22 protein-coding genes and 1 tRNA gene are annotated in these 24,355 nt (G+C 68.7%); 10 read left to right on the plus strand and 13 right to left on the minus strand.

Going from position 1 to position 24,355, the window contains the following annotated elements:
• The 3 genes from ACGF7Y_RS00340 to ACGF7Y_RS00350 all read left to right on the plus strand — a co-directional run bounded on the left by ACGF7Y_RS00340 (position 1) and on the right by ACGF7Y_RS00350 (position 3,056).
• Positions 1-2,148, plus strand: coding sequence for an ATP-dependent DNA helicase UvrD2 (locus ACGF7Y_RS00340; protein WP_393230833.1), 2,148 nt, complete (start codon positions 1-3; stop codon positions 2,146-2,148).
• Positions 2,149-2,258: 110 nt separating this feature from the next.
• Positions 2,259-2,597 carry a hypothetical protein gene (locus ACGF7Y_RS00345; RefSeq protein WP_157114251.1) on the plus strand — a complete coding sequence of 113 codons (339 nt, stop codon included), beginning with the start codon at positions 2,259-2,261 and terminating at the stop codon, positions 2,595-2,597.
• Positions 2,598-2,732: 135 nt separating this feature from the next.
• Positions 2,733-3,056, plus strand: a complete 324-nt coding sequence (locus ACGF7Y_RS00350) for a WhiB family transcriptional regulator (RefSeq protein WP_157114250.1) — start codon at positions 2,733-2,735, stop codon at positions 3,054-3,056.
• Positions 3,057-3,219: 163 nt separating this feature from the next.
• Here the strand turns inward: ACGF7Y_RS00350 and ACGF7Y_RS00355 are convergent, their stop codons facing one another.
• From ACGF7Y_RS00355 to ACGF7Y_RS00365, 3 genes are all read right to left on the minus strand, one after another.
• On the minus strand, positions 3,220-4,563 hold the full coding sequence (locus ACGF7Y_RS00355; RefSeq protein ID WP_393227829.1) for an ABC1 kinase family protein: 1,344 nt from the start codon (positions 4,561-4,563) through the stop codon (positions 3,220-3,222).
• Between the two features lie 48 nt (positions 4,564-4,611).
• Positions 4,612-5,487, minus strand: a complete 876-nt coding sequence (locus ACGF7Y_RS00360) for a hypothetical protein (RefSeq protein ID WP_393227831.1) — start codon at positions 5,485-5,487, stop codon at positions 4,612-4,614.
• An 85-nt stretch (positions 5,488-5,572) separates the two neighbouring features.
• Positions 5,573-6,985 (minus strand): zinc-dependent metalloprotease, encoded by a 1,413-nt coding sequence (locus ACGF7Y_RS00365; protein ID WP_393227833.1) that lies wholly within the window; start codon positions 6,983-6,985, stop codon positions 5,573-5,575.
• Between the two features lie 127 nt (positions 6,986-7,112).
• On the opposite strand from ACGF7Y_RS00365, the gene ACGF7Y_RS00370 reads away from it, so the two are divergent.
• Complete coding sequence (locus ACGF7Y_RS00370; protein WP_393227835.1) at positions 7,113-8,138, plus strand: PDZ domain-containing protein; 1,026 nt, start codon at positions 7,113-7,115, stop codon at positions 8,136-8,138.
• Positions 8,139-8,403: 265 nt separating this feature from the next.
• Here the strand turns inward: ACGF7Y_RS00370 and ACGF7Y_RS00375 are convergent, their stop codons facing one another.
• Complete coding sequence (locus ACGF7Y_RS00375) at positions 8,404-8,985, minus strand: PPA1309 family protein (RefSeq protein WP_393227837.1); 582 nt, start codon at positions 8,983-8,985, stop codon at positions 8,404-8,406.
• Positions 8,986-9,195: 210 nt separating this feature from the next.
• On the opposite strand from ACGF7Y_RS00375, the gene ACGF7Y_RS00380 reads away from it, so the two are divergent.
• Entirely contained in the window at positions 9,196-12,198 is a 3,003-nt protein-coding gene (locus ACGF7Y_RS00380; protein ID WP_393227839.1) for a UPF0182 family protein, read from the plus strand.
• An 89-nt stretch (positions 12,199-12,287) separates the two neighbouring features.
• Here the strand turns inward: ACGF7Y_RS00380 and ACGF7Y_RS00385 are convergent, their stop codons facing one another.
• On the minus strand, positions 12,288-12,833 hold the full coding sequence (locus ACGF7Y_RS00385) for a transglycosylase family protein (RefSeq protein ID WP_393227841.1): 546 nt from the start codon (positions 12,831-12,833) through the stop codon (positions 12,288-12,290).
• 525 nt (positions 12,834-13,358) lie between these two features.
• Here ACGF7Y_RS00385 and ACGF7Y_RS00390 point away from each other — a divergent pair.
• Positions 13,359-13,432 (plus strand) — tRNA-Met (locus ACGF7Y_RS00390).
• A gap of 93 nt (positions 13,433-13,525) precedes the next feature.
• Here the strand turns inward: ACGF7Y_RS00390 and ACGF7Y_RS00395 are convergent.
• Genes ACGF7Y_RS00395 through ACGF7Y_RS00410 form a run of 4 tightly spaced genes read right to left on the minus strand, consistent with a single transcriptional unit; the run spans position 13,526 to position 15,280 of the window.
• Complete coding sequence (locus tag ACGF7Y_RS00395) at positions 13,526-13,855, minus strand: ScnB (RefSeq protein ID WP_393227843.1); 330 nt, start codon at positions 13,853-13,855, stop codon at positions 13,526-13,528.
• Positions 13,852-14,562 (minus strand): thiocyanate hydrolase subunit gamma, encoded by a 711-nt coding sequence (scnC, locus tag ACGF7Y_RS00400; protein WP_393227845.1) that lies wholly within the window; start codon positions 14,560-14,562, stop codon positions 13,852-13,854. Before scnC ends, ACGF7Y_RS00395 begins: the two co-directional genes overlap by 4 nt.
• Complete coding sequence (locus ACGF7Y_RS00405) at positions 14,559-14,858, minus strand: SH3-like domain-containing protein (RefSeq protein ID WP_062975296.1); 300 nt, start codon at positions 14,856-14,858, stop codon at positions 14,559-14,561. The genes scnC and ACGF7Y_RS00405 overlap by 4 nt, the downstream gene beginning before the upstream one ends.
• Positions 14,855-15,280 carry a hypothetical protein gene (locus ACGF7Y_RS00410; RefSeq protein ID WP_342217244.1) on the minus strand — a complete coding sequence of 142 codons (426 nt, stop codon included), beginning with the start codon at positions 15,278-15,280 and terminating at the stop codon, positions 14,855-14,857. The genes ACGF7Y_RS00405 and ACGF7Y_RS00410 overlap by 4 nt, the downstream gene beginning before the upstream one ends.
• Before the next feature lie 647 nt (positions 15,281-15,927).
• Between ACGF7Y_RS00410 and ACGF7Y_RS00415 the strand changes: the two genes are divergently transcribed.
• Positions 15,928-16,734: a VOC family protein gene (locus ACGF7Y_RS00415; protein WP_393227848.1), complete on the plus strand. Its 807-nt coding sequence runs from the start codon at positions 15,928-15,930 to the stop codon at positions 16,732-16,734.
• A 97-nt stretch (positions 16,735-16,831) separates the two neighbouring features.
• On the opposite strand, the gene ACGF7Y_RS00420 is transcribed toward ACGF7Y_RS00415, so the two are convergent.
• Together ACGF7Y_RS00420 and ACGF7Y_RS00425 are read right to left on the minus strand one after the other, a co-directional pair.
• Complete coding sequence (locus ACGF7Y_RS00420; RefSeq protein WP_393227850.1) at positions 16,832-17,488, minus strand: response regulator; 657 nt, start codon at positions 17,486-17,488, stop codon at positions 16,832-16,834.
• A complete protein-coding gene (locus ACGF7Y_RS00425; protein ID WP_393230836.1) occupies positions 17,485-18,642 on the minus strand; it encodes a sensor histidine kinase in 1,158 nt (385 codons plus the stop codon). Before ACGF7Y_RS00425 ends, ACGF7Y_RS00420 begins: the two co-directional genes overlap by 4 nt.
• 223 nt (positions 18,643-18,865) lie before the next feature.
• Here ACGF7Y_RS00425 and ACGF7Y_RS00430 point away from each other — a divergent pair, with 223 nt between their 5' ends.
• On the plus strand, positions 18,866-19,786 hold the full coding sequence (locus tag ACGF7Y_RS00430; RefSeq protein ID WP_393227852.1) for a sterol desaturase family protein: 921 nt from the start codon (positions 18,866-18,868) through the stop codon (positions 19,784-19,786).
• 41 nt (positions 19,787-19,827) lie between these two features.
• Here the strand turns inward: ACGF7Y_RS00430 and ACGF7Y_RS00435 are convergent, their stop codons facing one another.
• Positions 19,828-20,634: a nuclear transport factor 2 family protein gene (locus ACGF7Y_RS00435; protein WP_393227854.1), complete on the minus strand. Its 807-nt coding sequence runs from the start codon at positions 20,632-20,634 to the stop codon at positions 19,828-19,830.
• A gap of 114 nt (positions 20,635-20,748) precedes the next feature.
• Between ACGF7Y_RS00435 and ACGF7Y_RS00440 the strand changes: the two genes are divergently transcribed.
• The gene (locus tag ACGF7Y_RS00440; protein WP_393227856.1) at positions 20,749-21,540 is read left to right on the plus strand and encodes a 3-oxo-5-alpha-steroid 4-dehydrogenase; all 792 of its coding nucleotides are present in this window, start codon (positions 20,749-20,751) and stop codon (positions 21,538-21,540) included.
• Positions 21,541-21,688: 148 nt separating this feature from the next.
• Positions 21,689-23,038: a TIGR01777 family oxidoreductase gene (locus ACGF7Y_RS00445; protein WP_393227858.1), complete on the plus strand. Its 1,350-nt coding sequence runs from the start codon at positions 21,689-21,691 to the stop codon at positions 23,036-23,038.
• 322 nt (positions 23,039-23,360) lie between these two features.
• Here the strand turns inward: ACGF7Y_RS00445 and ACGF7Y_RS00450 are convergent, their stop codons facing one another.
• Complete coding sequence (locus ACGF7Y_RS00450; protein WP_393227860.1) at positions 23,361-24,206, minus strand: MerR family transcriptional regulator; 846 nt, start codon at positions 24,204-24,206, stop codon at positions 23,361-23,363.
• Between the last annotated feature and the right edge of the window lie 149 nt (positions 24,207-24,355).

The raw sequence follows: 24,355 nt of genomic DNA on the forward strand, positions 1-24,355 counted from the left end.
ATGATGGACCGCGTGCCCGCTCTCGACCTCGCAGACCTCGATCCCGAGCAGGCCGCCGCCGTGCGCGCGCCGCGCGGCCCGGTGTGCGTGCTCGCGGGCGCGGGGACCGGCAAGACCAGGACCATCACCTATCGCATCGCGCATCTGATCGCGCAGGGCCATGTCAAGGCCGATCAGGTGCTCGCGGTCACGTTCACCGCGCGGGCGGCGGGGGAGTTGCGCACCCGGCTGCGCGCGCTCGGCCTCGGCGGCGAAGCGAGCCAGGTGCAGGCGCGGACGTTCCACGCGGCGGCGTTGCGGCAGCTGAAGTATTTCTGGCCGCAGATCGTCGGTGACGTGCCTTGGCGGCTGATCGACGCCAAGTTCCCGATCGTCGCGCAGGCGGCGCAGCGGGCCGGGCTGTCCACGGCCACCGACAGCGTCCGCGACCTGTTGAGCGAAATCGAGTGGGCGAAGGGCTCGCTCATCGCGCCGGAGGATTACGTGGCGGCGGTCGCGAAACAGCGGCGCGAGACGCCCTACGAGGCGCTGCGGGTCGCCGATGTCTACGCGGGTTACGAGAAGCTCAAGGCGACGCCGGACGGGCTGCTGCTGGACTTCGACGACCTGCTGCTGCACACGGCGGCGGCGCTGGAGGACTATCCGGCGGTGGCCGACGAATTCCGCGGCCGCTACCGCAGCTTCGTGGTGGACGAGTACCAGGACGTCACGCCGTTGCAACAGCGCGTGCTCGACGCGTGGCTCGGCGACCGCGACGACCTGACCGTCGTCGGGGACGCGAACCAGACGATCTATTCGTTCACCGGCGCCACGCCGAGCTTCCTACTGGACTTCTCCCGTCGCTTTCCCGAAGCCACCGTGGTCCGCCTGGAACGTGACTATCGCTCGACTCCGCAGGTGGTGTCGCTGGCCAATCGGGTGATCGGCGCGGCGCGCGGGCGCATCGCGGGCACCAGGCTGCAATTGATCGGCCAGCGCGCCGACGGACCCGAGCCGGTGTTCGCCGAATACGACGACGCGCCCGCGGAGGCCGCGGCGGTGGCGGCGGCGATCGGCGGGCTGATCGAGGCGGGCACACCGGCCGCCGAGATCGCCGTGCTCTACCGGATCAACGCCCAGTCCGAGAGTTACGAGCAGGCGCTCACCGAGCGCGGAATTCCCTACCAGGTGCGCGGCGGCGAGGGGTTCTTCGCGCGGGCGGAGGTCAGGCAGGCCGTGCAGGCGCTGCGGCAGGCCGCGTCGCGCGAGGATCTGCCCGACCAGGCGCGCAGTGGCAATGCCCTGGTCTCGCTGGTGCGCGCGGTGCTCGCCCCGCTCGGGCTCACCGCCACCGAGCCCGCGGGCGCGCAGGCGCGGGAACGGTGGTCCTCGCTGATCGCCTTGGTGCGCCTGACCGAGGAACTGATCGGCCACGACGACCGGCTCGACCTGACCGGCCTGTTGCGCGAACTCGCGACCCGCGCCGAGGCCAGGCACCCACCCACGGTGCAGGGGGTCACGCTGGCCTCCCTGCATGCCGCCAAGGGCCTGGAGTGGGATGCCGTGTTCCTCGTCGGCTTGTCCGACGGCACCGTGCCGATCGCGCACGTCCTCGCCGACGACGGCTCGGTCGCCGACGAGGCGGCGCTCGAGGAGGAGCGTCGGCTGCTCTACGTCGGCGTCACCAGGGCGCGCGAACATCTGCGGCTGTCCTGGGCGCTGGCGCGGAACGAGGGCGGTAGGCGCTCCCGGCGGCGTTCGCGATTCCTCAACGGCCTCGTCCCCGACGATTCGCCCGCCTCCCGTATCGCGGCCCCGCCGTCGGCGTCGAGCGGCGTCCGCCCGACCTGCCGGGTCTGCGCGAAACCGCTGATCGGCACCTACGCCACCATGCTCGGCCGCTGCCGTCGCTGCCCAGCCGAACTGGACGCGGAATTGCTCGCGGCACTGCGGGACTGGCGTGCGGAGAAGGCGGAGGCGCTGCGGGTCCGCGAATTCGTCGTGTTCACCGACACCACCCTCACCGCGATCGCCGAACAACTGCCCGCCGACGACGCCGCGCTGGCCGCGATCGCGGGCATCGGTGCGAAGAAGATCGACCAGTTCGGGGCCGACGTGCTCGCGATCGTCGCGTCCCGGATTCGATCCATATCACAAAACCGCAGGTAGAAAATAGGTTGTCGCGCTCGAAGATCTTGCCTATGGTGTTTTTACGCACCGGGAGGGCATCTCGGCGCGCACAGTTAGCGACACAACGAGTACAGGAGGGAGGCAGAGCAGTGGACAACATCATGAACCTCGGCGCCAGTGGCGTTGCGGTCTATGCGCCCATGGCGGCCTCCCGGGGGATCCTCGCCTTGCAGGGGATCGGTGTGTCCGGAATCGGTGCGTTCGGCACGTCGTGCAAGCAAGTGAATTCCGTTGCGATGCACACGTCTATCCGTACCGAGATCCAGGGCAAGCCCAGCGCGGGCTGGCACCCGGCGGCTGCCGAGGCAGCAGTCGGCGTCTTCGCGGCTGAGGCCGGCTTCGAGCCGGCGGATCCGCGGGCAGCACGCCTCCGCACCGCACACCCAGCGATCGTGTTCAGGACTCGACACAGATGTCGACCTAGGTAGGGAACTCCTCCCCGACCTCCTGGCCACGGATCGCCCGACAGCGAAACCGTGGCCAGTATTCTCCGGCCCTTCAGCCGACCGGCACCGGTTTCGCCACAACAAACGAACCGCTGCAACGAGCTGAAGGAGAACGACGTGTTCACCGCACAGGGTTGGCCGCAGGCCACTACTGACGTGACATGCCGAACCGTGGCGTCGACTACCCGGACCAAGGAGATCACCAAGGTCCTGCCCTGCCGTGCTGGAGACCCGGACCTCTGGTTCGCCGAGAGCCCGGTCCAGTTGGAGCAGGCCAAGGCGCTGTGCGCGACCTGCCCGATCCGCAAGGGCTGCCTGAGCGCCGCCATGGATCGTCGTGAGCCGTGGGGTGTTTGGGGCGGCGAGATCTTCGACCAGGGTGTCGTGATCGCCCGCAAGCGTCCCCGCGGTCGTCCGCGCAAGGTCGCGGTCCCGGCATGAGCCGGGGAGTGATTTCCCTCCCTCCGGTCGATGTGCTCGATTCCGTCGGTCCCGAGACGGACCGAGCCAACGAACGAGAAAGCAGACCAGCCGCCCACCGTCGTCCGGTGGGCGGCTGGCCTGCGTCGCTGTTCGGTGTGCGGCTCCTACACGGCTCTGGGGATCAGGAGGCCGTGCGTTCCTCGCTGAAGCCGGGCATCCACGTTCGGACGAGTTCCATGAACGGCAGCTCGGCGTCGAGTTGCGCAAGGATGCCGACGGAGCCGCCGAGCACGCGGAAGATCATCACGTATTCCGCCGGAAGTTGCAGTGCCCGAGCTGTTTTCATTTCCGGACTGGCGAACTCCGACGCCTTGCCCGCCACCCGCTGCATCCACCTGCGGGTGAAGTGGAACGAGTCGGTCTGGATCGGGTCGGTGAACGGCCGCAGATAGTCGGCGATCTCCTGGTGGGTGACCACCCGGCCGGGGATCACCCAGCCGTGGTCGTACAGCAGTTCGGTGAGTTCGGCGAAGCGCTCCTCGACCGCGAGGGCCAGCATGCGGCCCAGCACCGCCGGGAAGCCGTCCGGCATCGGTGCGCACGCGCCGAAATCGATGACCGCGAGCTTGCCATCGGGCAGCATCATGAAATTGCCGGGGTGCGGGTCGGCGTGCAGGAGTCCGACGACCTCCGGGGAGGAGAAGTGGAACCGGCCCATCAGCCCCGCCACTCGATCGCGCAGCGCGCGGGTACCCGCCGGATCCTCGGCGCCCTGCTTGATGATCGTCGAGACGGCGACGCCGTCCAGCCACTCGGTGACGATCACCTTCGGCGCGCTGGCCACGACCTTGGGCACCACGATCTCGGCGTGCCCTTCGAAGCCCTTGGCGAAGGCGCGCTGGTTGGCGGCCTCGTTGCGGTAGTCCAGCTCTTCCTCGGTGCGTTCGGTGATCTCGGCGAGGATCGGCTTGACGTCCGCACCGGGGATCACGGACGCGACCAGACCGGACATGCGGGACAGGGTTTTGAGATCCGCGCGCAGCGCCTCGTCGGCGCCGGGGTACTGCACCTTCACCGCCACGGTCCGCCCGTCCGACCACACCGCCCGGTGCACCTGCCCGATGCTGGCCGACGCGGCCGGGGTGTCGTCGAACTCGAGGAAGCGAGTGCGCCACTGGGTGCCGAGCTGCTGGTCGAGCACCCGGTGAACAGTGGCGGCGGGCATCGGCGGCGCGGCGGCCTGCAGCTTGGTGAGCGCCTCCCGATAGTGCTCGCCGAACTCCTCCGGGACCGCGGCCTCCATCACGCTGAGCGCCTGTCCGAACTTCATCGCGCCGCCCTTGAGCTCGCCCAGCACCGTGAACAGCTGCTCGGCGGCGCGTTGGTTGAGCTGCGCGTTGATCTCGGACTTGTCGCCTCCGGCGAGCTTCTTGCCGAACCCCACGGCCGCCCGTCCGGCGATGCCGAGCGGAATCTTGGCCAACTTGGCGTTGCGGGACGAGCGACGGCGCACGATCTCAGACACGTACCCATCATGGCGGACGCACCGGCCGATCTGCCACGGCAATCTTGATCACGTCGGCGCTCCGGCCGCGAGGCCTGCGGAAACGCGCGCACACGCGCACGCGGGATGGCGGTCCCATTTGCGCCGATCGAGGACATGTGAATCGAGATCCAGTTCCAGAGTCGCGTCCAGGGTGGCCGGCGTGCGCCGCGCCGAGCAGGCGATGATCGCCTCCAGTTCGCCGAGGGCGACCGCCGTCGTCGCCGCGATCCCGGCGGGGGAGGCGTGTCCGACGCGGCCGAGCAACTGGGCCGCCAGGTGCGGCCAATCGGCGTCGTTCTGCGAGCGGATCAGGTCCGCGCAACGCAGGCAGCTGGTCGCGCCGGGCAGCACCAAAGGCCCGATGACGCCCTTGTTGTCTCGGATGCGCATTTGCAGATGGGGAACGCGATGCAGTACCAATTCGCTCACCAGCCTCGGATCGGGCATCAGCGTGTCGGCGAGTACGACGAGGTCCGCTCCCCAGGACCGCACTGTCGCCGTTCCGGACGGATAGTCCCGGGACCGGCTCGGTTGCACGCCCAGCGCGCGCAGCCCGGCCGATACCGCGTCCGAGAGCGGACCGAGCCCGTGTACCCGCACGGCCCGCACGTGGCCGGCTCGGTCCTGCGGATGGTCCAGCAGCCCGGCCTCGTCCACCAGCGTGAGCAATGCCACAGCCCGTTCGGCGTCTATGCCGCATTCTCCGGCTCGCCAGATGATCTGCGGCTTGGTGCGCAGACCGTCGAGCAGGCGGAGGAAAGTGAGGACCGTCTCGGCGTCCATGCCTTCCGGGCCGAGCACCACCGCGGTTTCCGGATCGCACCCGAGTTGGACGAGACCGGTCGGGCGGACCAGCACGGTCACCCTCGGGCGCAATCGAGGACCACGACATATCGCTGTCATGTCATCAGTATGCGGATCGCGGGGTGCGCGGCTCGCTCCGAAATGCTCAGTTATCCACAGGATTTCGCTTCATCCACAAGGCGGCTCAGGCGGATTCGCCGCCCTCTTTGCCCAGGTCGGGCCCGGTGTCGTCATCCTTGTGCTCGCGCGCGGCCTGCTCGCGCGCCTCGGTTTCGGCCAGTTGCGCGAGCGGATCGTCGAACACGGCCGCACCGCCGCCGATCACCGAGTCGATGAAGCCGGCGGGGGAGTCCAGATCGTCGGAGTCCGGCAGCAGGTCGGGGTGCGCCCAGACCTGGTCGCGCGCGGTCATGCCTGCATCGGTGGTGAGCCTGCGCCACAGCGCCGCTGCCTCGCGCAGCTTGCGCGGACGCAATTCCAGACCGACCAGCGTCGCGAAGGTCTGCTCCGCGGGCCCGCCGGTGGCGCGCCGCCTGCGCAGCGTCTCGGCCAGCGCGCCCGCGCCGGGCAACCGGTCGCCGACGGCTTCGGCGACCACGACCTGCACCCAGCCCTCGATGAGCGCCAGCAGTGTTTCCAGCCGTTCCAGCGCCTGCTTCTGCTCAGGGGTGGTCTGCGGCTCGAAGGTGCCCTGGGCGAGGATCTCCTCGAGCTTCGCGGGATCGGCCAGCGACATCGGGTCGATGTCCTGCGCGGCCTGCTCCAGCGCGGAGAAGTCCATCCGGATGCCGCGCGCGTAGTCCTCGACCGCGCCGAGGACCTGCTGGCGCAGCCACGGCACATGGGCGAACAGTCGCTGGTGGGCGGCTTCCCTGGCGGCGAGGAACACCAGGATCTCGCTCTCCGGCTGTTCCAGCCCCGCACTGAACTCCGAGATCGCCGCGGGCAGCAGCGCCGCGGTGCCGGTGGGTCCCAGCGGGAGTCCGATGTCGGTGGAGGTCAACACCTCTTTGGCGAGCTGGCCGAGCGCCTGACCGAGCTGTGAGCCGAAGGCCAAGCCGCCCATCTGGCCCAGCATGCCGACCATCGGCGCGGCGAACTGCTTGGCCTCCTCGGGCAGCGCCGAAGTCCACATTCCCGAGATCTGCTGGGCCACCGGGTCGCACAGGCGTTGCCAGGTGGGCAGGGTCTGCTCGATCCAGTCGTTGGCGGTCCACGCGACCGTCTTGGTGGCGCCCGCGGGCAGGGTGGTCGCGCTGTCGAGCCAGAGTTCGGCCAGATGCGCGGCGTCGGCCACCGCGCTCGCGGCGCCCGCGGAGACAGGGGCGATGGTCGAGCCGAGCTGCTGGCGGGCCAGCCGCTTGGCGACGTCGTAATTCACCGGCCCGGCCTGCGCCGAGCCGGGTTGCCCCATGCCGCTGAGCATCTGGCCGAGCGAGGTCAGCATCTGCCCGAGTTGCGCCGGGTCGAATCCGCCCGCGCCGGACCCGCCGATACCGAAACCGAGCGGGTCGTTCGGACCGGGACCGCCCGGCTCGTCACCGCGCTTACGATCGTCGTCGTCGCGGTTCGAGAATCCGAAGGGGAGGTCGTTCATGCCCTTCACGTTACGCGCGTAGCACAGCGTCCCGATGTTCGCGCGGCGCGAAACCGGCGGCGGCGCGCCCGGGGAAAAAGACCGCCTCCGGCGCCTCGCGTCGCCTGCTGTCATTACTGTGGTCCGGGTGAATCGTCGGATCCTCACCCTGGTGGCCGCTCTGATCCCGGTGCTCGTGCTCGGTGTCGTCGGCAGTGTGCTGACTGTGCCGTTCGTCGCACTCGGACCCGGCCCCACCTTCGACACCCTCGGCGAGGTGGACGGCAAGGACGTCGTCGACGTGCGCGGCACCGAAGTCGATCCGACCACGGGCCATCTCAACATGACCACGGTGTCGGTGCGGGACGGGCTGAGCATCTTCGAGGCGTTCGGCTTCTGGGCCAGCGGCAAGCACGGCCTGGTGCCGCGTTCGGAGGTCTACCCGCCGGGCGTCTCGCGCGAGGAGATCGACAAGTCCAACCAGGAGGACTTCAAGGATTCCGAGGGCAACGCCGAGGTCGCCGCACTGCATTACCTGCGGCTGCCCACGGTGGTGCTGCTGCGCAAGGTGACCGACGACGGGCCCGCCCATGATGTGCTGCGCGCGGGCGACGAGCTGATCAGCATCAACGGCACGCCCGTGACGGCGCCCAAGGACGTCGTCACGGCGGTCTCGTCCCAGGCGCCCGGCAGCACGCTGACCGTGGTGTACCGGCGCGACAGCGCCGAGCAGACCGCGACGATCGTCCTCGGCGCGCGCCCCGACGACCCGGCCAAGGGCTACCTCGGCGTGACGCCGGGGGAGGGCGCACGACCGCCGGTGCAGGTCGCCTTCAACCTCGCCGACATCGGCGGGCCCTCCGCGGGACTGATGTTCAGCCTGGCCCTGATCGACAAGCTCTCTCCCGGCGAGCTGGACGGCGGCAAGTTCGTGGCGGGCACCGGGACCATCGACCAGGACGGCAAGGTCGGTCCGATCGGCGGCATCCAGTACAAGATGATGGCCGCGCGCGATGCGGGCGCGGAGACCTTCCTGGTGCCGGCCGCCAACTGCAACGAGGCCAAGCAGCGGACCCCGGACGGCCTGCGGCTGGTGCGCGTCGAGAACCTGACCGGCGCGGTGCAGTCGCTCAACGAGATCAACACCGGCAAGGAACCGGTCAGCTGCGGCTGAGGCCGCGACGCGGGGCAGGTGACGCCGGCCGGAAACCGCGCGACCCGGTCCGGGTGTTCACCGCGAGCACGTAGCAGGGCACGTGGGCGGCTTCCCGTGCGGCGAGGAGCAGCAAGCTATCGCTCTCCGGTTGCTCCGATCCCTGCATCCGCGATTGCGGCGGGCAGCAGCGCCGCTCGTGGCGGTGGGTCCCAGCGGGCGTCCGATGTCCGTGGAGGTCAGCGCGCCTCGTCGGCGACCCGGCCGAGCGCCTGGCCGGGTTCGTTCACTCGAACGTATGGTGCAGGGCCTCGACCAGGTTGGGCGCCAGGTTCGGATAGGTACGCAGGTCGAGGTCACCGAAATCGTCGGCGTCGTCCTCGGGGCGCAGCTGCAGCAGGCACAGCGACGCGCCGTCGCGCAGCACCGCGGCGAACAACCGGGCCTCCCGGCGCTCCGGGTGCGCTTCGGCGGCGGCGCGCGCGGCCGCGTCGGCGGCGTCGTGATCGGCCAGCAGCGGCGCGAGCGCGTCGTCGAGCGTCGACTCGGCGTCCGGCGGGAGCACCACGATCTCCTGCACAAGCACGCAACCGCGGACGGCGGGAGGCCAGCTGGTGGTGGCCAGGAATTCGTCCAAGGCGATCGAGCCGCCGGTGATGTCGTCCGGGAAAGCCTCCTGCGCGACCGGCGTCAGCTCGTCGCCCTCGTCGAGCTGCTCCTCCAGTTCCGGCTGCGCCGCGACCAGGTCCGCGGTCGGCACCAAGGCGAACATCTGCGGGGGACGCCCCCACCCCTCGGCGTCGACGAATTCCGCCACCTCCCGGACGGATCGGGCAAGGACGAGTTCGGCGTGCAGGTCTGGGGTCACGCGACCATCCAACCAAACTGCCGACGGGGGCAGCCGGAAACCCGGACGTTCGTTTCTCCGGCGCGGCAAGCGCAACCCTGCCAGCTGCATGGTGTCCGATTTCCGTAGAGTGGGCCGGGACGGTCCGGAAGGACCACCCGCAACATCGGACTGCGGCGCATCGGCCGGGCCTCTCGGTGCGAGCGTCGCCGGACCTTGGAGAGTGGCATCGTGGGCATGCGGCCCCCCACCGGCTTACCTTCGCTGTCCCGACGCAGCCGTGTGCTGCTGGTGGCAGCCATCGTCCTGGCGGCATTGCTGTTGCTCGGGCCGCGGCTGACGGACACCTACACGAATTGGCTCTGGTTCGGCGAGGTCGGCTTCCGCAACGTGTATCTCACGGTGTTGCGAACCCGGGTCCTGCTATTCCTCGTCGTGGCGGCTTTCGTCGGACTCGTGGTCTGGCTGGCGCTGCTGCTGGCCTACCGGTCCAGGCCGGTGTTCGTGCCGGTGGCCGGCCCGAACGATCCGATCGCGCGCTACCGCACCACCGTGATGAGCAGGCTGCGGCTGTTCGGCATCGGCATCCCGGTGCTGCTCGGCCTGCTGTCGGGCCTGGTGGCGCAGTCGAACTGGGTGACGGTGCAGTTGTTCCTGCACGGCGGTTCGTTCGGCGAGAAAGACCCGGAGTTCGGCCTCGACGTCGGCTTCTACGCCTTCGACCTGCCCTTCTACCGCATGGTGCTGAACTGGCTTTTCGTCGCGGTGGTCATCGCGTTCTTCGCCAGCCTGGTCACCCACTACGTCTTCGGCGGACTGCGCCTGACCGGTCGCGAGGGCACGCTCACCCGCGCCGCGCGGATCCAGCTCGCGCTGCTGGCCGGAACCTTCGTGCTGCTCAAGGCGATCGCGTACTGGTTCGACCGGTACGAACTGCTGTCCAGCAGCCGCAAGGAGCCCACCTTCACCGGCGGTTCGTTCACCGACATCAACGCGGTTCTGCCCGCGAAGCTCATCCTGCTGTCCATCGCGGTGATCTGCGCGCTGGCCTTCTTCGCCGGCATCGTGCTGCGCGATCTGCGGGTGCCCGCGATGGCCGCCGCGCTGCTGGTGCTGTCCTCGATCCTGGTCGGCGCGGTGTGGCCGCTGGTGGTCGAGCAGTTCTCCGTGCGTCCCAACGCCGCGGACAAGGAGAGCGAGTACATCGAACGCAACATCGCCGCGACCAGGCAGGCGTTCGGCATCACCGATGACAGGATCGATTACAAGGACTACAAGGGCGAGAGCAACAAGAACCCGCTCGAGGTGCCGGTGGACGCCGCCACCATCGGCAACGCCAGGTTGCTCGATCCGAACATCCTCTCGCCCACGTTCACTCAGCTGCGCCAGCTGAAGAACTTCTACGGTTTCCCGGAGTCGCTGGACATCGACCGCTACAACCTCGACGGCGACGTGCAGGATTACATCGTCGCCGCCAGGGAGCTCTCGCCCGCGGCGCTGAGCGGCAACCAGACCGACTGGATCAACCGGCACACCGTCTACACCCACGGCAACGGCTTCGTCGCCGCCCCCGCCAACCGGGTGAACAAGCCGCCGTCGGACGATCCCAACGCCGCCGGGGGCAGCGGCGACGGCGGTTACCCGATCTTCATGGTGAGCGATCTGTTCACGCCCGCGGACAAGCAGCGGATCAGGGTGGACCAGCCGCGGGTGTATTTCGGCGAGCTGATCTCACAGGCGAACCCGGACTACGCGATCGTCGGCGCGATGGACGGCCAGCGTCCGCGCGAGTACGACTCCGACACAGCGCAATTCACCTACACCGGCAAGGGCGGCGTGCCGATCGGCAACTGGTTCAACCGGTTGGCCTTCGCGGCCAAGTACGCCGAGCGCAACATCCTGTTCTCCTCGGCCATCGGCGACGACTCGAAGATCATCTTCAACCGCAGCCCGCGCGAGCGGGTGCAGAAGGTCGCGCCCTGGCTGACCACCGACGGGAACGCCTACCCCGCGGTGGTGGACGGACGGATCGTCTGGATCGTGGACGCCTACACCACGCTGGACAATTACCCCTACGCGCAGAACACCCAGCTGGAGGGCGCGGTCGAGGACAGCATCGACAAGAAGACCGGGCGTCTGCTGCCGCGCAAGTCGGTCAGCTACATCCGCAACTCGGTGAAGGCCACGGTCGACGCGTACGACGGCAGCGTCACCCTGTACGAGGTGGACTCGTCGGATCCGGTGCTGCAGGCATGGCGCGGGGTGTTCCCCGGCGCGGTGAAGCCGGAGAGCGAGATCTCGCCGGAACTGCGCGCGCACTTCCGCTATCCGGAGGATCTGTTCAAGGTTCAGCGCGAGATGCTGTCGAAGTACCACGTGGACGATCCCCGGGAGTTCTTCACCAACAACGCCTTCTGGTCGGTGCCCGCCGATCCCACGACCGAGGGCGGGACCACCGCCAATCAGCCGCCGTATTACGTGCTGCTGGGCGACTCGAAGACGAACAAGCCCACGTTCAATTTGACCAGCGCGATGACCGGCTACAACCGGCCGTATCTCGCGGCGTATATCTCGGTGCGGTCCGATCCGGACGGGTACGGGAAATTCACGATTCTTCGATTGCCCACGGATACACAGACATTGGGTCCGCAGCAGACGCAGAACCGGATGACGACCTCGCCGGACGTATCGCGCGAGAAAACGCTGCTGTCGAATTCGAACAAGATCAAATATGGCAATCTGCTGACCTTGCCGGTCGCGGACGGCGGCATTCTCTATGTGGAGCCGTTCTACAACGAACGCAACACCGGGCCGAACACGGCGACCTTCCCGCAGCTGCTGCGCGTGCTGGTGAGTTATCGGGACGAGGCGGGCAACGTCAAGGTGGGCTACGCCTCGACATTGGCGGACGCGCTGAACCAGGTCCTCCCCGGTGCGGGCGCGCTGGCGACGCCGTTCGGCGGTGACTCGGGCACCAGGCCCAAGCCGGGCACCGTTCCGCCGCCCGCCGATCAGGGCAACAACGGGACCGGCACCGCCGCGACGCCGCCACCCGCATCGGTCTCGCCGCCCACGCCCGGATCGTCCCCCGCCAAGGACGCCGCGGCGGCCGAGCTCAACCGGAAGATCGAGAATGTGCGAAATGCCATGCGCAGCGGAAACTTCCAAGATTTCGGCCGGGCACTGGACGAGCTGGAAGCCGCCGTCAAGGCGTACCAGGACGCCGGTCGCTGAATAGCGACGCCGTTCGAACAGCCCCGAACACCGAAGACGCCGCCATCGTTCACGATGGCGGCGTCTTCGGTGTTCGTGACGCGGGAGGGTCAGCGACCGAGAGCGTCGATCAGCGCGCTGTTCTGGCTGAGGATCTGCTGGAACTGGTCCTTCACGCCGTACTGCTCGGCGAGTTCGTCCGCGGCGGACCGGGCCTGCTCGACCGCCGACTGCGCGGTGCTGACGGCCGGCTGGGCGGGTTCGGGCACGGCGGGCAGTTCCTCGGCCTCGGCGAGGGGCTCGGGCTCGGAGGTGCCCGGGCGCAGGTACTGGCCGCACACCGGCCACGCGCCGGCGCCCTGGGTGGCGAGCACGTTCTCCGCCACCCGGATCTGCTCTTCCTTGCTCGCGTTGTGCGCCGAGCCCCTGCCGCCGTTGGCGGCCCAGGTGCTCTGCGAGAACTGCAGGCCGCCGTAGTAGCCGTTTCCGGTGTTGATCCCCCAGTTGCCACCGCTCTCGCACTGTGCGACGCCGTCCCAGTTGTGGGACGCCGCGGAGGCGGAAGCGGTGGAGAATGCGAACGGGACGGCAACAAGAGCGCCGGTGATGGCGGCGAAGCCGAGGGCGCGGGTGCTGATCTTCCGGTTCTCAGTCATGGTCGTTTCCCTCCCTGCGCCCGCCGGCACGGCGATGGAACTTTGCCGCGTCCCTGTCCCCAGGTCGTCGGGGATCCTCGAACCGCGGGACAGGGTTGCCGGTGTTCGGCGGTTCGAGTTCGAGCCCGTCTCGGATGATCCGGGCCGTGGATTGACGGTAACGAAGAAATCTCAGCAGATCACATCTGGATAACGCCGGAATTGCATGAAGCGAATAACAGGAATATCCCCGTTTTTCCAGGTGGGAAACGGCATCAACACGCCGGGGCAGTGGTAAGTTATCGCATCGTTATGTGAGTGAGATCACGTCGATATAGTGAAGTACGTCACGTTTGAAGTGGCCAACGTGTGGCAAATCTTGCGCGCGGGGTATCGAATGTGCTTCTCGCCGAGATCGCATCGCGCGTTTCGGGGTTGCTATAGGGTCCCACGGGCGGTTCCGGTGGTCCGTCATCGCATCGAAACCGCTGCTGAGCTGGTGATTTGCAGACTGCGTGAACCCGTGTGTAATGTTGTGTTCACCGACGCGGGGTGGAGCAGCTCGGTAGCTCGCTGGGCTCATAACCCAGAGGTCGCAGGTTCAAATCCTGTCCCCGCTACTAGCGAAAGGCCCGGAACCTCGAGGTTCCGGGCCTTTTCGTTTGCGATGTTTCGTTCGGCGGTCTCCGGGCTCCCCGCCGGTTCTGGTGGGCCTACTGCCGGTGGAATCGCTCCCGGACCGCTTCCATACGGGCGCGCAGTTCCTCCGGGCTGATCACGCCCAGGTCCATCAGCGCGTGCGCGGTGACCACCACCGATCGGGTGCGTACCGGGAAGTCCTGGTAGATGGTCTCGCCGAGCTCGTCTTCGGCATGGCGGCGCTCCAGGTTGTCCAGGGCGCCGCGCCAGGAGAGGCATTCGCACGTGGCTTGCATGCTGGACTCCCACGGGTCCGGCTTGCGATCGAGTTCGGGCAGGGTGCTCTCCCGGCGCGACGCGCGACCCAGGGTGTTCAGCAGGACTTCGTACGGACCGCTCGTCACCGGCGTCCCTCCTGCCCTGTCGCGGCCTCGACTCGGTTCGGCGGCTGCTGCGCGGTCCAGTCGACCTGGGGCAGAGCCACGCCGATCATGGTGTCCCGGGTGACGATGGCGGCCAGCTGCTCCTCGGTCCAGCCCTCGGTGCCCTCGGGGCGCATCGGCAGCACCATGAACCGGGATTTCTGGTTCGAATCGTGCACCCGGATCTCGACGTCGGGCGGGAAGTGCAAACCGAACTCGGCGAGCACCTCGCGGGGCCAGCGCACCAGGCGGCGACGGTAATTGGGTGTGCGATACCAGTCGGGGGACATCCCGAGAACCGGTCGCGGATAGCACGAACACAGTGTGCACACGATGACGTTGTGCACCTGCGGGGTGTTCTCCAGCACGTAGAAGTAGGTGTAGTCGCTCGGCGTCCCGGAGCCGGTGGGATCGCGCCAGTCGATGCCGACCTCTTTGCACGTCTCGGTCCCGTCGGCGAGCAGCCGCGCCTTGAAGTCGGGATCGGTCCACGCCTTGGCGACCAATCGCGATCCGCCGTGCGGACCGACCGATTCGGCCCACTCGGCGAACCTGCGGTGGTCTTCCTGGGAGAAGAGCCCCTTCTCGATCGCCAGTTCGCGGATCGCCGTCTCGAGCACTTCGAATTCGCTGATCTCGTCGCTCGTCCGGATCGGCGCGTGCGCGTCGTGATCGTGGGTCCGGCTCACTGGGCGTCCTCCTCTGCGGGCTCGAGCCAGCGCTCGGAGACCTCCGTCTCCAAGGTGTCGGCGTCGAAGCCGGTGTATTTGGGCCACAAATCCTTCTGACGGAATCGCACGACGTAGAACGGCTCGACGCGACCGTCCTCGCGTCCCCACGCCTCGTCCTCGGGGATGATCCACTCCGGCCGATGCTCGACGACGACGCCGGTGTGCCCGCGCGTGTAGGCCTGGGTACGGGTGTGGAACATCGACGTGGCGTCGCGCACCCGCACACGATCGCCGATCCGATACTTCCTGCTCATGTCCGCGCCTCCCTACGGGCGCGCACTTCGTCCAACTTGGCCGAGAGTTCGTCGGGGGTGATCAATCCCTTGGCGACCAGAGTCTTCGCCGCGACGGTCGCCCAGCGCGCGTAGTAGGGGAGACCGAAATACAGCGTCGCGCCGAGATCGTTCTCCGCTCGCCTGCGTTCCTCGGAGTTCCACACCCCGCGCCACCCGAGGCATTCGCACGTGACGTAAGTGCTCATCTCCCAGGGCTCTTCCTCCTTCTCCCGGTACTCGACCGGGATGTCCGGTTGGCCGCCCACGTCGTGCAGAACGTGCCGAAGTGCGGCGAACAACTCGTTGGAGATCTCGTAGGGCGAGTCCAGCGGCTCGCGGAAGACCGGTGCGAGGTCCGCGACACGATGCTGCAACTCGTCGAATCGGTTCGGTGCGCTCATGATGACTCCGTAGCGACGGATCCGGTGCCCCCGGCGGGGCGGTTGCGGTGGATGTGCGCGCGCACGCCCGCACTCGTCGAGGCGGGACCGAGGACGAGCGCCATGGGGACTCCAACGGGACGGTCTGCCCGGCCATCGGGCAGACGGGAGCAGTCGGGCGACGGGGCTGTGACCCCAGTCACAATCGCATGGTTCGGATGCCAAGAGTACACGTCAAGATCGATTTGCTGAAGGATGTCTGCGGTGTGCGGCGCGGCCGCGCGCCTGCTCGGAGAATCGGCGGTTCGGCCTCTTGACTAGCGGAAAATGTGGAGGAAACTAGTCATTACACCGGAGCACCGGTAGGTGAGCGCACTGTCAGCTGAGACGTCGGCAGGCAGTGAAGACACCGACCCAGGATCCGGCTAGGCCCCCGGCAAGCCAGTCGAAACACCGGAGTCGTCAGCGACGACCGACGCTCACGGTTTCGATGAGACTACCGGGGACTGATCTGTGTAAGGGGTCTTTCCCCCTGAGTCCCAAACGCTCGTGAACCCGATCGAGCGGTCGGCCGAATCGGCTCACTTCCACGGAGTGCTGGTGGTTGACTAGCCGTGTGCCGGCCGCCTCGGCCGCACATCGGCAACCCGTGTCAGGAGGCACTCGCAATGCCCACTCATGACGGAAGCTGGCCGCAGGGAACGCCGTGCTGGGTCGACTGCCAGGTCGACGATCCGGCGCGCGCCCGCGAATTCTACGGCGCCCTCTTCGGCTGGGAGATCCAGGACAGCCCGCCGGAGGCGGGTGGATATCTGATGGCGATGCGCAACGGCCGCGCGGCCGCGGGCATCGGACCCAAGCCGGAAGGCATGCCGATGCCGTCGGTGTGGACCACCTATCTCGCCGCCGACAGCGCCGACGCGATCGGGGAGAAGGTCGGCGCGGCGGGCGGTGCGCTGATGATGAAACCGTTCGACGTGCTCGATGTCGGCCGCATGTTCGTCGGCGCCGACCCCACCGGCGCGGTGTTCGGGGTCTGGGAGGCCAAGGCGCACGCGGGCGCCGGCATTTACAACGAGCACGGCGCCTACTGCTGGAACGAACTGCACACCAGCGACTACAAACAGGCGCAGGAGTTCTACGCCGACGTGTTCGGCTGGCACTACGCCGAGATCGGCGACGGCGAGCACTTCGTCTACTCCACCATCAGCCTGACGCCCGACGGTGACGCCGTCGGCGGCGTCAACGACTCGACGAAGATGCCGGGCGACAACCCGTCGTATTGGCTGGCCTGGTTCCAGGTCGACAACACCGACCAGGCGTTGTCCCAGGCGGGCGATCTCGGCGCCACCGTGATGTCCGGACCCGACGACAGCCCCTTCGGGCGTATGGGCATCGTCCAGGGCCCGCAGGGCGAGGTCTTCGGCATCATCGATCCCACGACCACCGTCGGCGAAGCGCCGAGCGGCGCCTGAGCCGTGTCGACGGAGCGGGGAGGTGAGCGCCGCTCCGCCGGCCGGCGTCGAGGAGTGGTCGGGTGGTCCCGCGTCTCGGCGGCACGGGCGAGCGCGCCTACTCCGGCGTGACCAGCCCGTGCTGATGGGCGTAGACGACGGCGTGGATGCGATCGCGCACACCGAGTTTGGCGAGGATACGGGAGACGTGGGTCTTCACCGTCTCCTCGCCGACGCCCAGTTGTGCGGCGATCTCGGCATTGCTGCGCGCGTCGGCCAGCAGGAGCAGTACCTCGAGTTCACGAGCGGTGAGCTGGTGGACTTCCTGCGGGGTGCGCGGCGGTGCGAGCGTGCTCGCGAAGCGGGAGACCAGGCGGCGGGTCATCGAGGGATCGATTAGCGCGTCGCCGCGTGCCGCGATCCGGATGGCCGTGACCAACTCCTCGGGCGGCAGGCTTTTCAGCAGGAACCCGCTCGCACCCGCCTGCAAGGCGCGATACAGGTTGGCGTCGCTGTCGTAGGTGGTGAGCACCAGGACGTGCGTTCCGCCCGCGGCGACGATCGCGCCGGTGGCTGCCAGCCCGTCCAGCTTCGGCATCCGGACATCGAGGATCGCGACATCCGGTCGCAGCCGGGCGGTCTCGGTGATGGCGGCGCGGCCGTCGCTCACTTCGGCGACGCAATCGAGGTCCGTCTGGCTGTCGACGACGGCGCGCAGGCCGGAGCGGAACATGCTGTGGTCGTCGGCGATCAGGACGCGGATGGGTGGGTTCACGATCCTCCGATCGGCACGGACACCGTGGTGTGCCACTGCGCGGCGTCGCTGCCGTAGTCCAGTTCGCCGCCGAACAGCTCGGCGCGGCGGCGGATCCCGTTGAGGCCACGCGGGACCGAGGTGTCGGCGGCGGCCGGTTCGCGGGCGAGGGGATTGGTCGTGCGCAGCACCACCCGCTTCGGCAGGTACTCCACGTCCAGTCGCGCGTGCGTGCCGTCCCCGTGCCGCAGCGCGTTGGTCAGCATCTCCTGCACGATGCGGTACAAGGTGATGTTCAGCGAGTCGGGCAGTTCGACCGCGTCCCCGCGCACGGTCGTCTCGATCTCGAGCCCGGCCGCGCGGACGTGCTCGATCAGCCCGTCGATGTCGGCGAGTCCCGGCTGGCGCTGCCCGTCGTCGTCGCGTCCGTGCAACAGATCGAGCTGGCGGCGCAGATCGACCATCGCGGCGCGGCTGCTGGATTCCACCGCGGACAGCGATCGTGCGGCGGCGGGGGTCGCCGAACCGCCCAGCGCCAGCCTGGCGGCGCCGGCGTGGATGCCGATCGCGCTGACGTGATGCGATATCACGTCGTGCAGGTCGCGGGCGATGGCCGCCCGCTCTTCGGTGACCGCTCGCTCCAGAGCCGCCCGGTGCTCCTGCTGTCGCAACCGGGCCCGCTGCTCGAGGTCGGCGATGTAGGCGCCGCGCGCGGCTGTGTAACGGCCGACCAGCCAAGGCACACATCCCGCGGCGACCGTGGAGGCGAGCAGCAGCCGCCAGTCCTGGGCGGCATTGCTGCCGGTGAGCACGTGGGCCGTGGCCACGCCGCCGCACAGCAGCAGCATGGTCAGCACGGATTTCGGCCCGGCGAGCCATGCCCCCGCGCGATATCCGGCCACCAGGAAACCCACGTCCGCGAACCGCACCGGGAACCCGTGGCGGTGCAGCAGCAGTGCGGCCAGCAATCGCACGAGCACCTGCGCCACCGCCACCACCCCGGCGGTCCGGGGCGGCGCGGCCAAGGCCAGATCGGCGGCGACGATCGCGGTGATCGCGGCGGCTGTCTGCCACGGTGCAACGGCGAATACGCCGCACAGCCCCAGCACCACCGCGTCGATCAAGGCCGCAGCGACGGCGACCACGACCGACTGCCGGGCCAGCGACCTGCTCACATCCAACAGTTCGCCACCGCCTCCGTCCGGTTCAGCGTCGAGTCACGCGGCGATCCTAGCGAGTGCGCCCGGCCGCGCCGGGGACGCCGACCACTCACTGTGCCCGCCAACCGAGCCGCCCGCGTCCCCCGCGCGGGGGACGCGCGATCCCTCGTCGGCGCGATGTTCTCGCGGCCGCGCAGCCGTAGCGTCGAAGCCGACGGTGGACGATGAAGGAGAACTCATGGGCCGTGTGGAGTTGTTGAGCTATGCCATTCCCGCGTTCGCGGTGCTCATGCTGGTGGAATGGATCGCCTACCGGCGAGATCCCGACCGATCCGGCAACAGCGGGTCGGCCCGCGACACCGCGTCCAACATCGCGACGTTCACCCTGGGCCGGCTGGTGAAACCGCTGATGCAGTATCTGTTGCCGTTCTCGGCGGTGGTCGGCGCCGCCGCGATCACTCCGCTGCACCTCTCGCCGCGCTCGTGGTGGGTCTGGGTACTCGGACTGATCGTCACGGATCTCTGCTACTACTGGGCGCATCGCGCCGACCATCGGGTGCGGCTGATGTGGACCGCGCACAACGTGCACCACTCGAGCGAGTACTTCAACCTCTCCACCGCGATCCGCCTCTCCTGGCTGCATCCGGTCCCCAACATCCTGCGCGGGCTGGCGTGGGTGCCCGCTGCGCTACTGGGGTTCCCGGCCTGGATGATCTTCTTGTTGCAGGGCATCGGGCTGCTGTACCAGTTCCCGATCCACACCCAGCGCGTCCGGACGCTGCCACGCCCGATCGAGTTCCTGTTCAACACGCCGTCGCACCACCGTGTCCATCACGGCTCGAACAAGCCCTATATCGACAAGAACTACGGCGGCATCCTCATCATCTGGGATCGGATGTTCGGCAGCTTCGCCGCCGAATCGGAACCGGTCCGATACGGCCTCACCAAGAACATCGGCACCGACAACCCGCTGAAGGTCAACTATCACGAATTGGCCGCGCTGATCCGCGACGTGCGCGGAGCGAGCACCTGGCGCGGGCGGCTCGGATACGTTTTCGGTCCGCCCGGCTGGACCGAGCATGCGGCACCGGTGTCCGAGGTGGTCGAAGTTCCGACAACCGGCCGGACGGTGGAATGCGCGGGACAGCTCACGTCCTGAGCGCGATGCGGTAGCCGGGTGCGGCGGCGGACGATCCGGGGTCAGTCACCGTCGAGATAGAACGTCACACTCGCGATGCTGTCGCTGCCGATCGCGAACTCCACGACCGCGACTCCGGCTACCGCGCCGAGCCGCACACTCGCCGTGACGGTGCGGCCCGCGGCGATCACCTTGCTCCAGCGCATGTTGCGCACCCGATTCGTGAATTCCTCCACCGATACCGGCGTGCCCGCGGGCAACTCGAGATCGGCCCGATCGCCGAGCAACTCGCGCACGCGGCTCAGGTCGGTGCTCGCAGCGGCAGCGAAAAGCCCTGTCGTGGCGCGCTTTCCGCGACGACCCACGCCGCCGAGCGCCTGTAGCATGCCCAGCGCCCCGCCGACGCCCTGGTTGACGATCAGTTGCGGCCCGAGCTTCAGGGCGGCGGCGAATCCGGGCAGCCCGGTGCGCAGCAGTTGCCAGATCATGCCCGCCAGCTCCCAATGCGCGGCCAGGTAGGCGATCCGCCACGCGCCGTCCCGCTCGACCAGCCGGTAGCGCAGATGCATCGGGACGTTGACGGTGGCGCCGGTGGACATCGTGGTGACGATGGTCAGATCGCGCACCACCATCGGCGGATGGACCAGGTCGCGGTCGACCCGGAACGCGATGGTGTTCGGCCCGATGAAGGTGTCGTAGAACCGTTCGATGGCGGCGCGGCCGACGTGCGGGCGGGATCCCACTGGGTCGTTGACCTCCGCGCCGGGGGCGAACAGGTCGACCCACGCGGACCTGTCGTGCGCGGCGACCGCGCGCGGCGACGCCTCGACGGCCGCGAGCAGCGCCGCGGCCGAGGGATCCAGGGGCATGGGCAATACCTCCGTTGACAACGAGCCGGGACTGGACACATGGTAGAACAAGTTCTAGTTTTGGCGTCGCGTTCCGGTTTCACGCCGGTCGCCTCCGCACGGCAAGGGAACTCGATGGACTGGTATACCGGGAACACCGCCTACGACACCGTACTGACGATCGGCTTGGCGTTCGCGGCGTTGGTCGTCGTCGGCGGCTTCTTCGCGCAGAGTCCCTACGGGCGGTTCGCCTCGACCGAGATCGGTTTCAATCTCGATCCCAAGCTGGGCTGGTGGTTGATGGAGATTCCGGCGACGGTGATCTTCGCGATCTGCTACCTCGCGGGCCCGAACCGCTTCGAACCCACCTCCTTGGCGCTCGCCGCGATCTGGGTGTTGCACTACGGCAACCGTGGCTGGTTCTTCCCGCTGTCCATCCGGCAGATGCCAGGCAAGCGGAGCAGTTTCAACATCTCGGTGCTCGCCGCGGGCATGTTCGTCACGGCACTGCACGGCTATCTCAACGGCACCTTGTTCGGTCACGATTATCTCGATCAGTACGGACCGGAGTGGTTGACCGATCCGCGGTTCCTGCTCGGGCTCGTCGTCTATCTGGGCGGGTTCGTGTTGCTGGTGCGCTCGGAATCGATCGTGCGCAACCTGCGGGACAAGAACGATCCGGGCGCCGCCGAATACCGGATTCCGCACGGCGCGGGGTTCCGATTCGTCAGCAGTCCGGCCTACCTGGGTGAGTTGATCGCCTGGGCGGGCTTCGCGCTGGCGACGTGGTCGTTGGCCGGCGTGGTGATCTTCCTGATCACGGCGGGCAATCTGGTACCGCGCGCCTTCGCCACGCACAAGTGGTACCGGGAGAAGTTCGCCGACTATCCGGCGGACCGGAAAGCGTTGATCCCCTTCGTGGTCTGACCCGCGGCCCTGCTGGTCGAGGGGTTTCGAGCCAACGAATTGCATCGGACGACCTGTTCATCGACCGTTTCCTGTGGTTTATGAGATTGTGAGTCGAGGAACGATGCAGAAACGCTGCATCGGGTCGGTTTCGGGCTACAGTCGGGTCATGGGTATCGAGTACGCGAGCGTCATCGATCTACCCCGGTCCGAGGTGTTCGCCTGGCACGCCCGCCCCGGCGCGCTGACCCGCCTGGCGCCGCCGTGGCAGCCGGTGTCACCGCGCGCCGAGTCGGACTCGCTGTCCGACGGGCAGGCGGTGCTCGGATTGCCCGGTGGCCTGCGCTGGGTGGCCCGGCACGATCCCGGCGAGTACGACCCGCCGCGCCGGTTCGTCGACGCGGTCACCGTCGACGGCGTCGGCTCGCTGCCGGCCGGACTGCTGCCGTGGCGGCACACCCACGATTTCGAGGTCGTCGACCGGACACATACCCGGGTGGTCGACCGCGTGGACGCGCCGGTGCCCGCCACGGTCCTTCGGCCCATGTTCGCCTACCGCCACCGGCAGCTCGCCGACGACCTCGCGGCGCACGCGCGGGCGGCGGGGGAGGGTTTCGTGTCCAGAACCGTCGCGGTGACCGGAGCGTCCGGCCTGGTCGGTTCGGCGCTGACCGCATTCCTGTCCACCGGCGGGCATCGTGTGGTGCGGCTGGTCCGGCACGCGCCGCGCGCCGCGGACGAAAGACGATGGGATCCCGCGGATCCCGCGCCGGATCTGCTGGACGGCGTGGACGCGGTGGTGCATCTGGCCGGGGCCTCCATCGCGGGCCGATTCACCGCGGGGCACAAGCGCGCGATCGCGGACAGCCGGATCGGGCCGACCCGGAGACTCGCCGAAGTGGCGGCGCGCGCGGCGGTGCCGGTCTTCGTCAGCGCCTCCGCGATCGGCTACTACGGCGCCGATCGCGGCGACGAGACGCTGACCGAGCGGTCGATGCGCGGTGACGGCTTCCTTGCCGACGTGGTCGAGGGGTGGGAGGCCGCGACGGTGCCCGCCGCCGAAGCGGGTGTGCGGGTGGTGCGCGTGCGTACCGGGATCGTGCAGTCCCCGCGCGGCGGCACGCTGCGACTGTTACGCCCGCTGTTCACGGCGGGGCTGGGCGGGCGCATCGGCGGCGGGCGACAGTGGCTGTCGTGGATCGGGATCGATGACCTGATCGACGTCTACCATCGGGCGCTCTGGGACGCCGGCCTGTCCGGAGCGGTCAATGCCGTTGCCCCGCAACCTGTTCGCAACGCGGAGTACACCAAGGTCCTTGCGCGCGTGCTGCACCGGCCCGCGCTGTTCCCGGTACCCGGGTTCGGTCCCGCGTTCCTGTTGGGCCGCGAAGGGAACCGGGAAGTGGCGTCCGCGAGTCAGCGCGTCGTTCCCACCCGTCTGACCGAAGCCGGTCACCGATTCCGCGCCCCGGCCCTGGAACCGGCGCTGCGTCATCTGCTCGGCAGGGCCGCGGGGTGACTCGGGAGGACCTGGTCCCAGCCGGGCCCTAGGTGCTCCCGTTGGGGTAGCGGCTGTGGGACCCGGCTTCGGCGCAGGCGAGATAGCGGCATCGGCAGATCGGATCGGTGCCGAGTGCGACGACGTGTGCTCGAACATTGCGGCTCACTCAGCCGCAACGGTCTCCAATCGGTAGATGCATTGATTTCGCATCGAATGAAGTGCGTGAAGCAAGCTACTTGCCCGGTGGGGCCCTGAGCCCGACGTGTGTCGGGATGGGATTCGTATGGGGTCCGGCGATGGATTGGCCCACGGCCGTCCACGTCGAAGCCGAGTTGTGCGTTCAGGCGAGCCGGTCGGCGGCGTCGAGCAGGCTGTCGACTCGTTCCACGCCTTCGGGGAGGAAGACCGCCTCCCATCCGGGGCCGCCGACGAGCACGCGCGCGCCCGCGTCGAGGCAGGCGCGGACGGCGGAGGTCAACGCCGTGGACTCCTGCTGCGACCACAGCAGTACGGCGGCGGGACGGTCGAACCGGGCCAGGGTGTCGGTAAGCGCGGCGGCGGGCACGTCGGCGCCGAGCATCCGCGCTCCGGCGCCGCGTTCGGCGAGGGCCGCGCGCAGCACCTCCAGTGGAAGCGAATGCGTCTCTCCGCTGGTGCAGGCGAGCACCACCGGCGTCGTGCCGTCGGCCACCGACGGCGGGTTCGTCCGGTGCAGCACCGAGATGACGCACCAGGACAGCAGATGCTCGACATCGATGCATCCCTCGCCACCGAGCTGGCGGTCGACGATATCGGCGAAAGCGGGGCGGCACAGCAGGTCCCAGGTGTCCACCACGCCGAACGCGCGCACGTGCGCTTCGAGCTGGCCGGAGACCGCGGTGGTGTCCAGCGCGAAAGCCGCGGCCAGCAGCGATTCCCGGCGGCCGAGCGTGGGCGCGGGTCCGCGCACCGCCGCCGCCGCGCCCGCCGGGCTCGCACCCGCGCGGATCAGGGTCAGCATCCGCTCCAGCATGGCGATGTCGGCCTCGGTGTAGAGGCGGTGCTTACCCGGGCGGTGTTGCGGTGGACCGATGTCGTAGCGGCGATTCCAGCTGCGCAACGTCGCGGTCGGGATACCGAGACGTTCGGCGACCGCGCGCACCGTGTATCCGGCCGCGTCGGACACGGGGGCGGGACCGGCGGGCATCGCCCTATTCTGCCCGTCGCCGGCGATGGGATCCGTCCCGCCCGGGTTGTCGGTGGGTCCGCGCGATGACGTCACGCCGAACTCGATTTCGCGGCGGGCCGTTCAGCGCGGGCCGCCGGGCGGTCCTGGCGCGGACGCGCGAGTGCCGG

Source organism: Nocardia sp. NPDC047654 (genome assembly GCF_043205035.1).
Lineage (GTDB): Bacteria > Actinomycetota > Actinomycetes > Mycobacteriales > Mycobacteriaceae > Nocardia.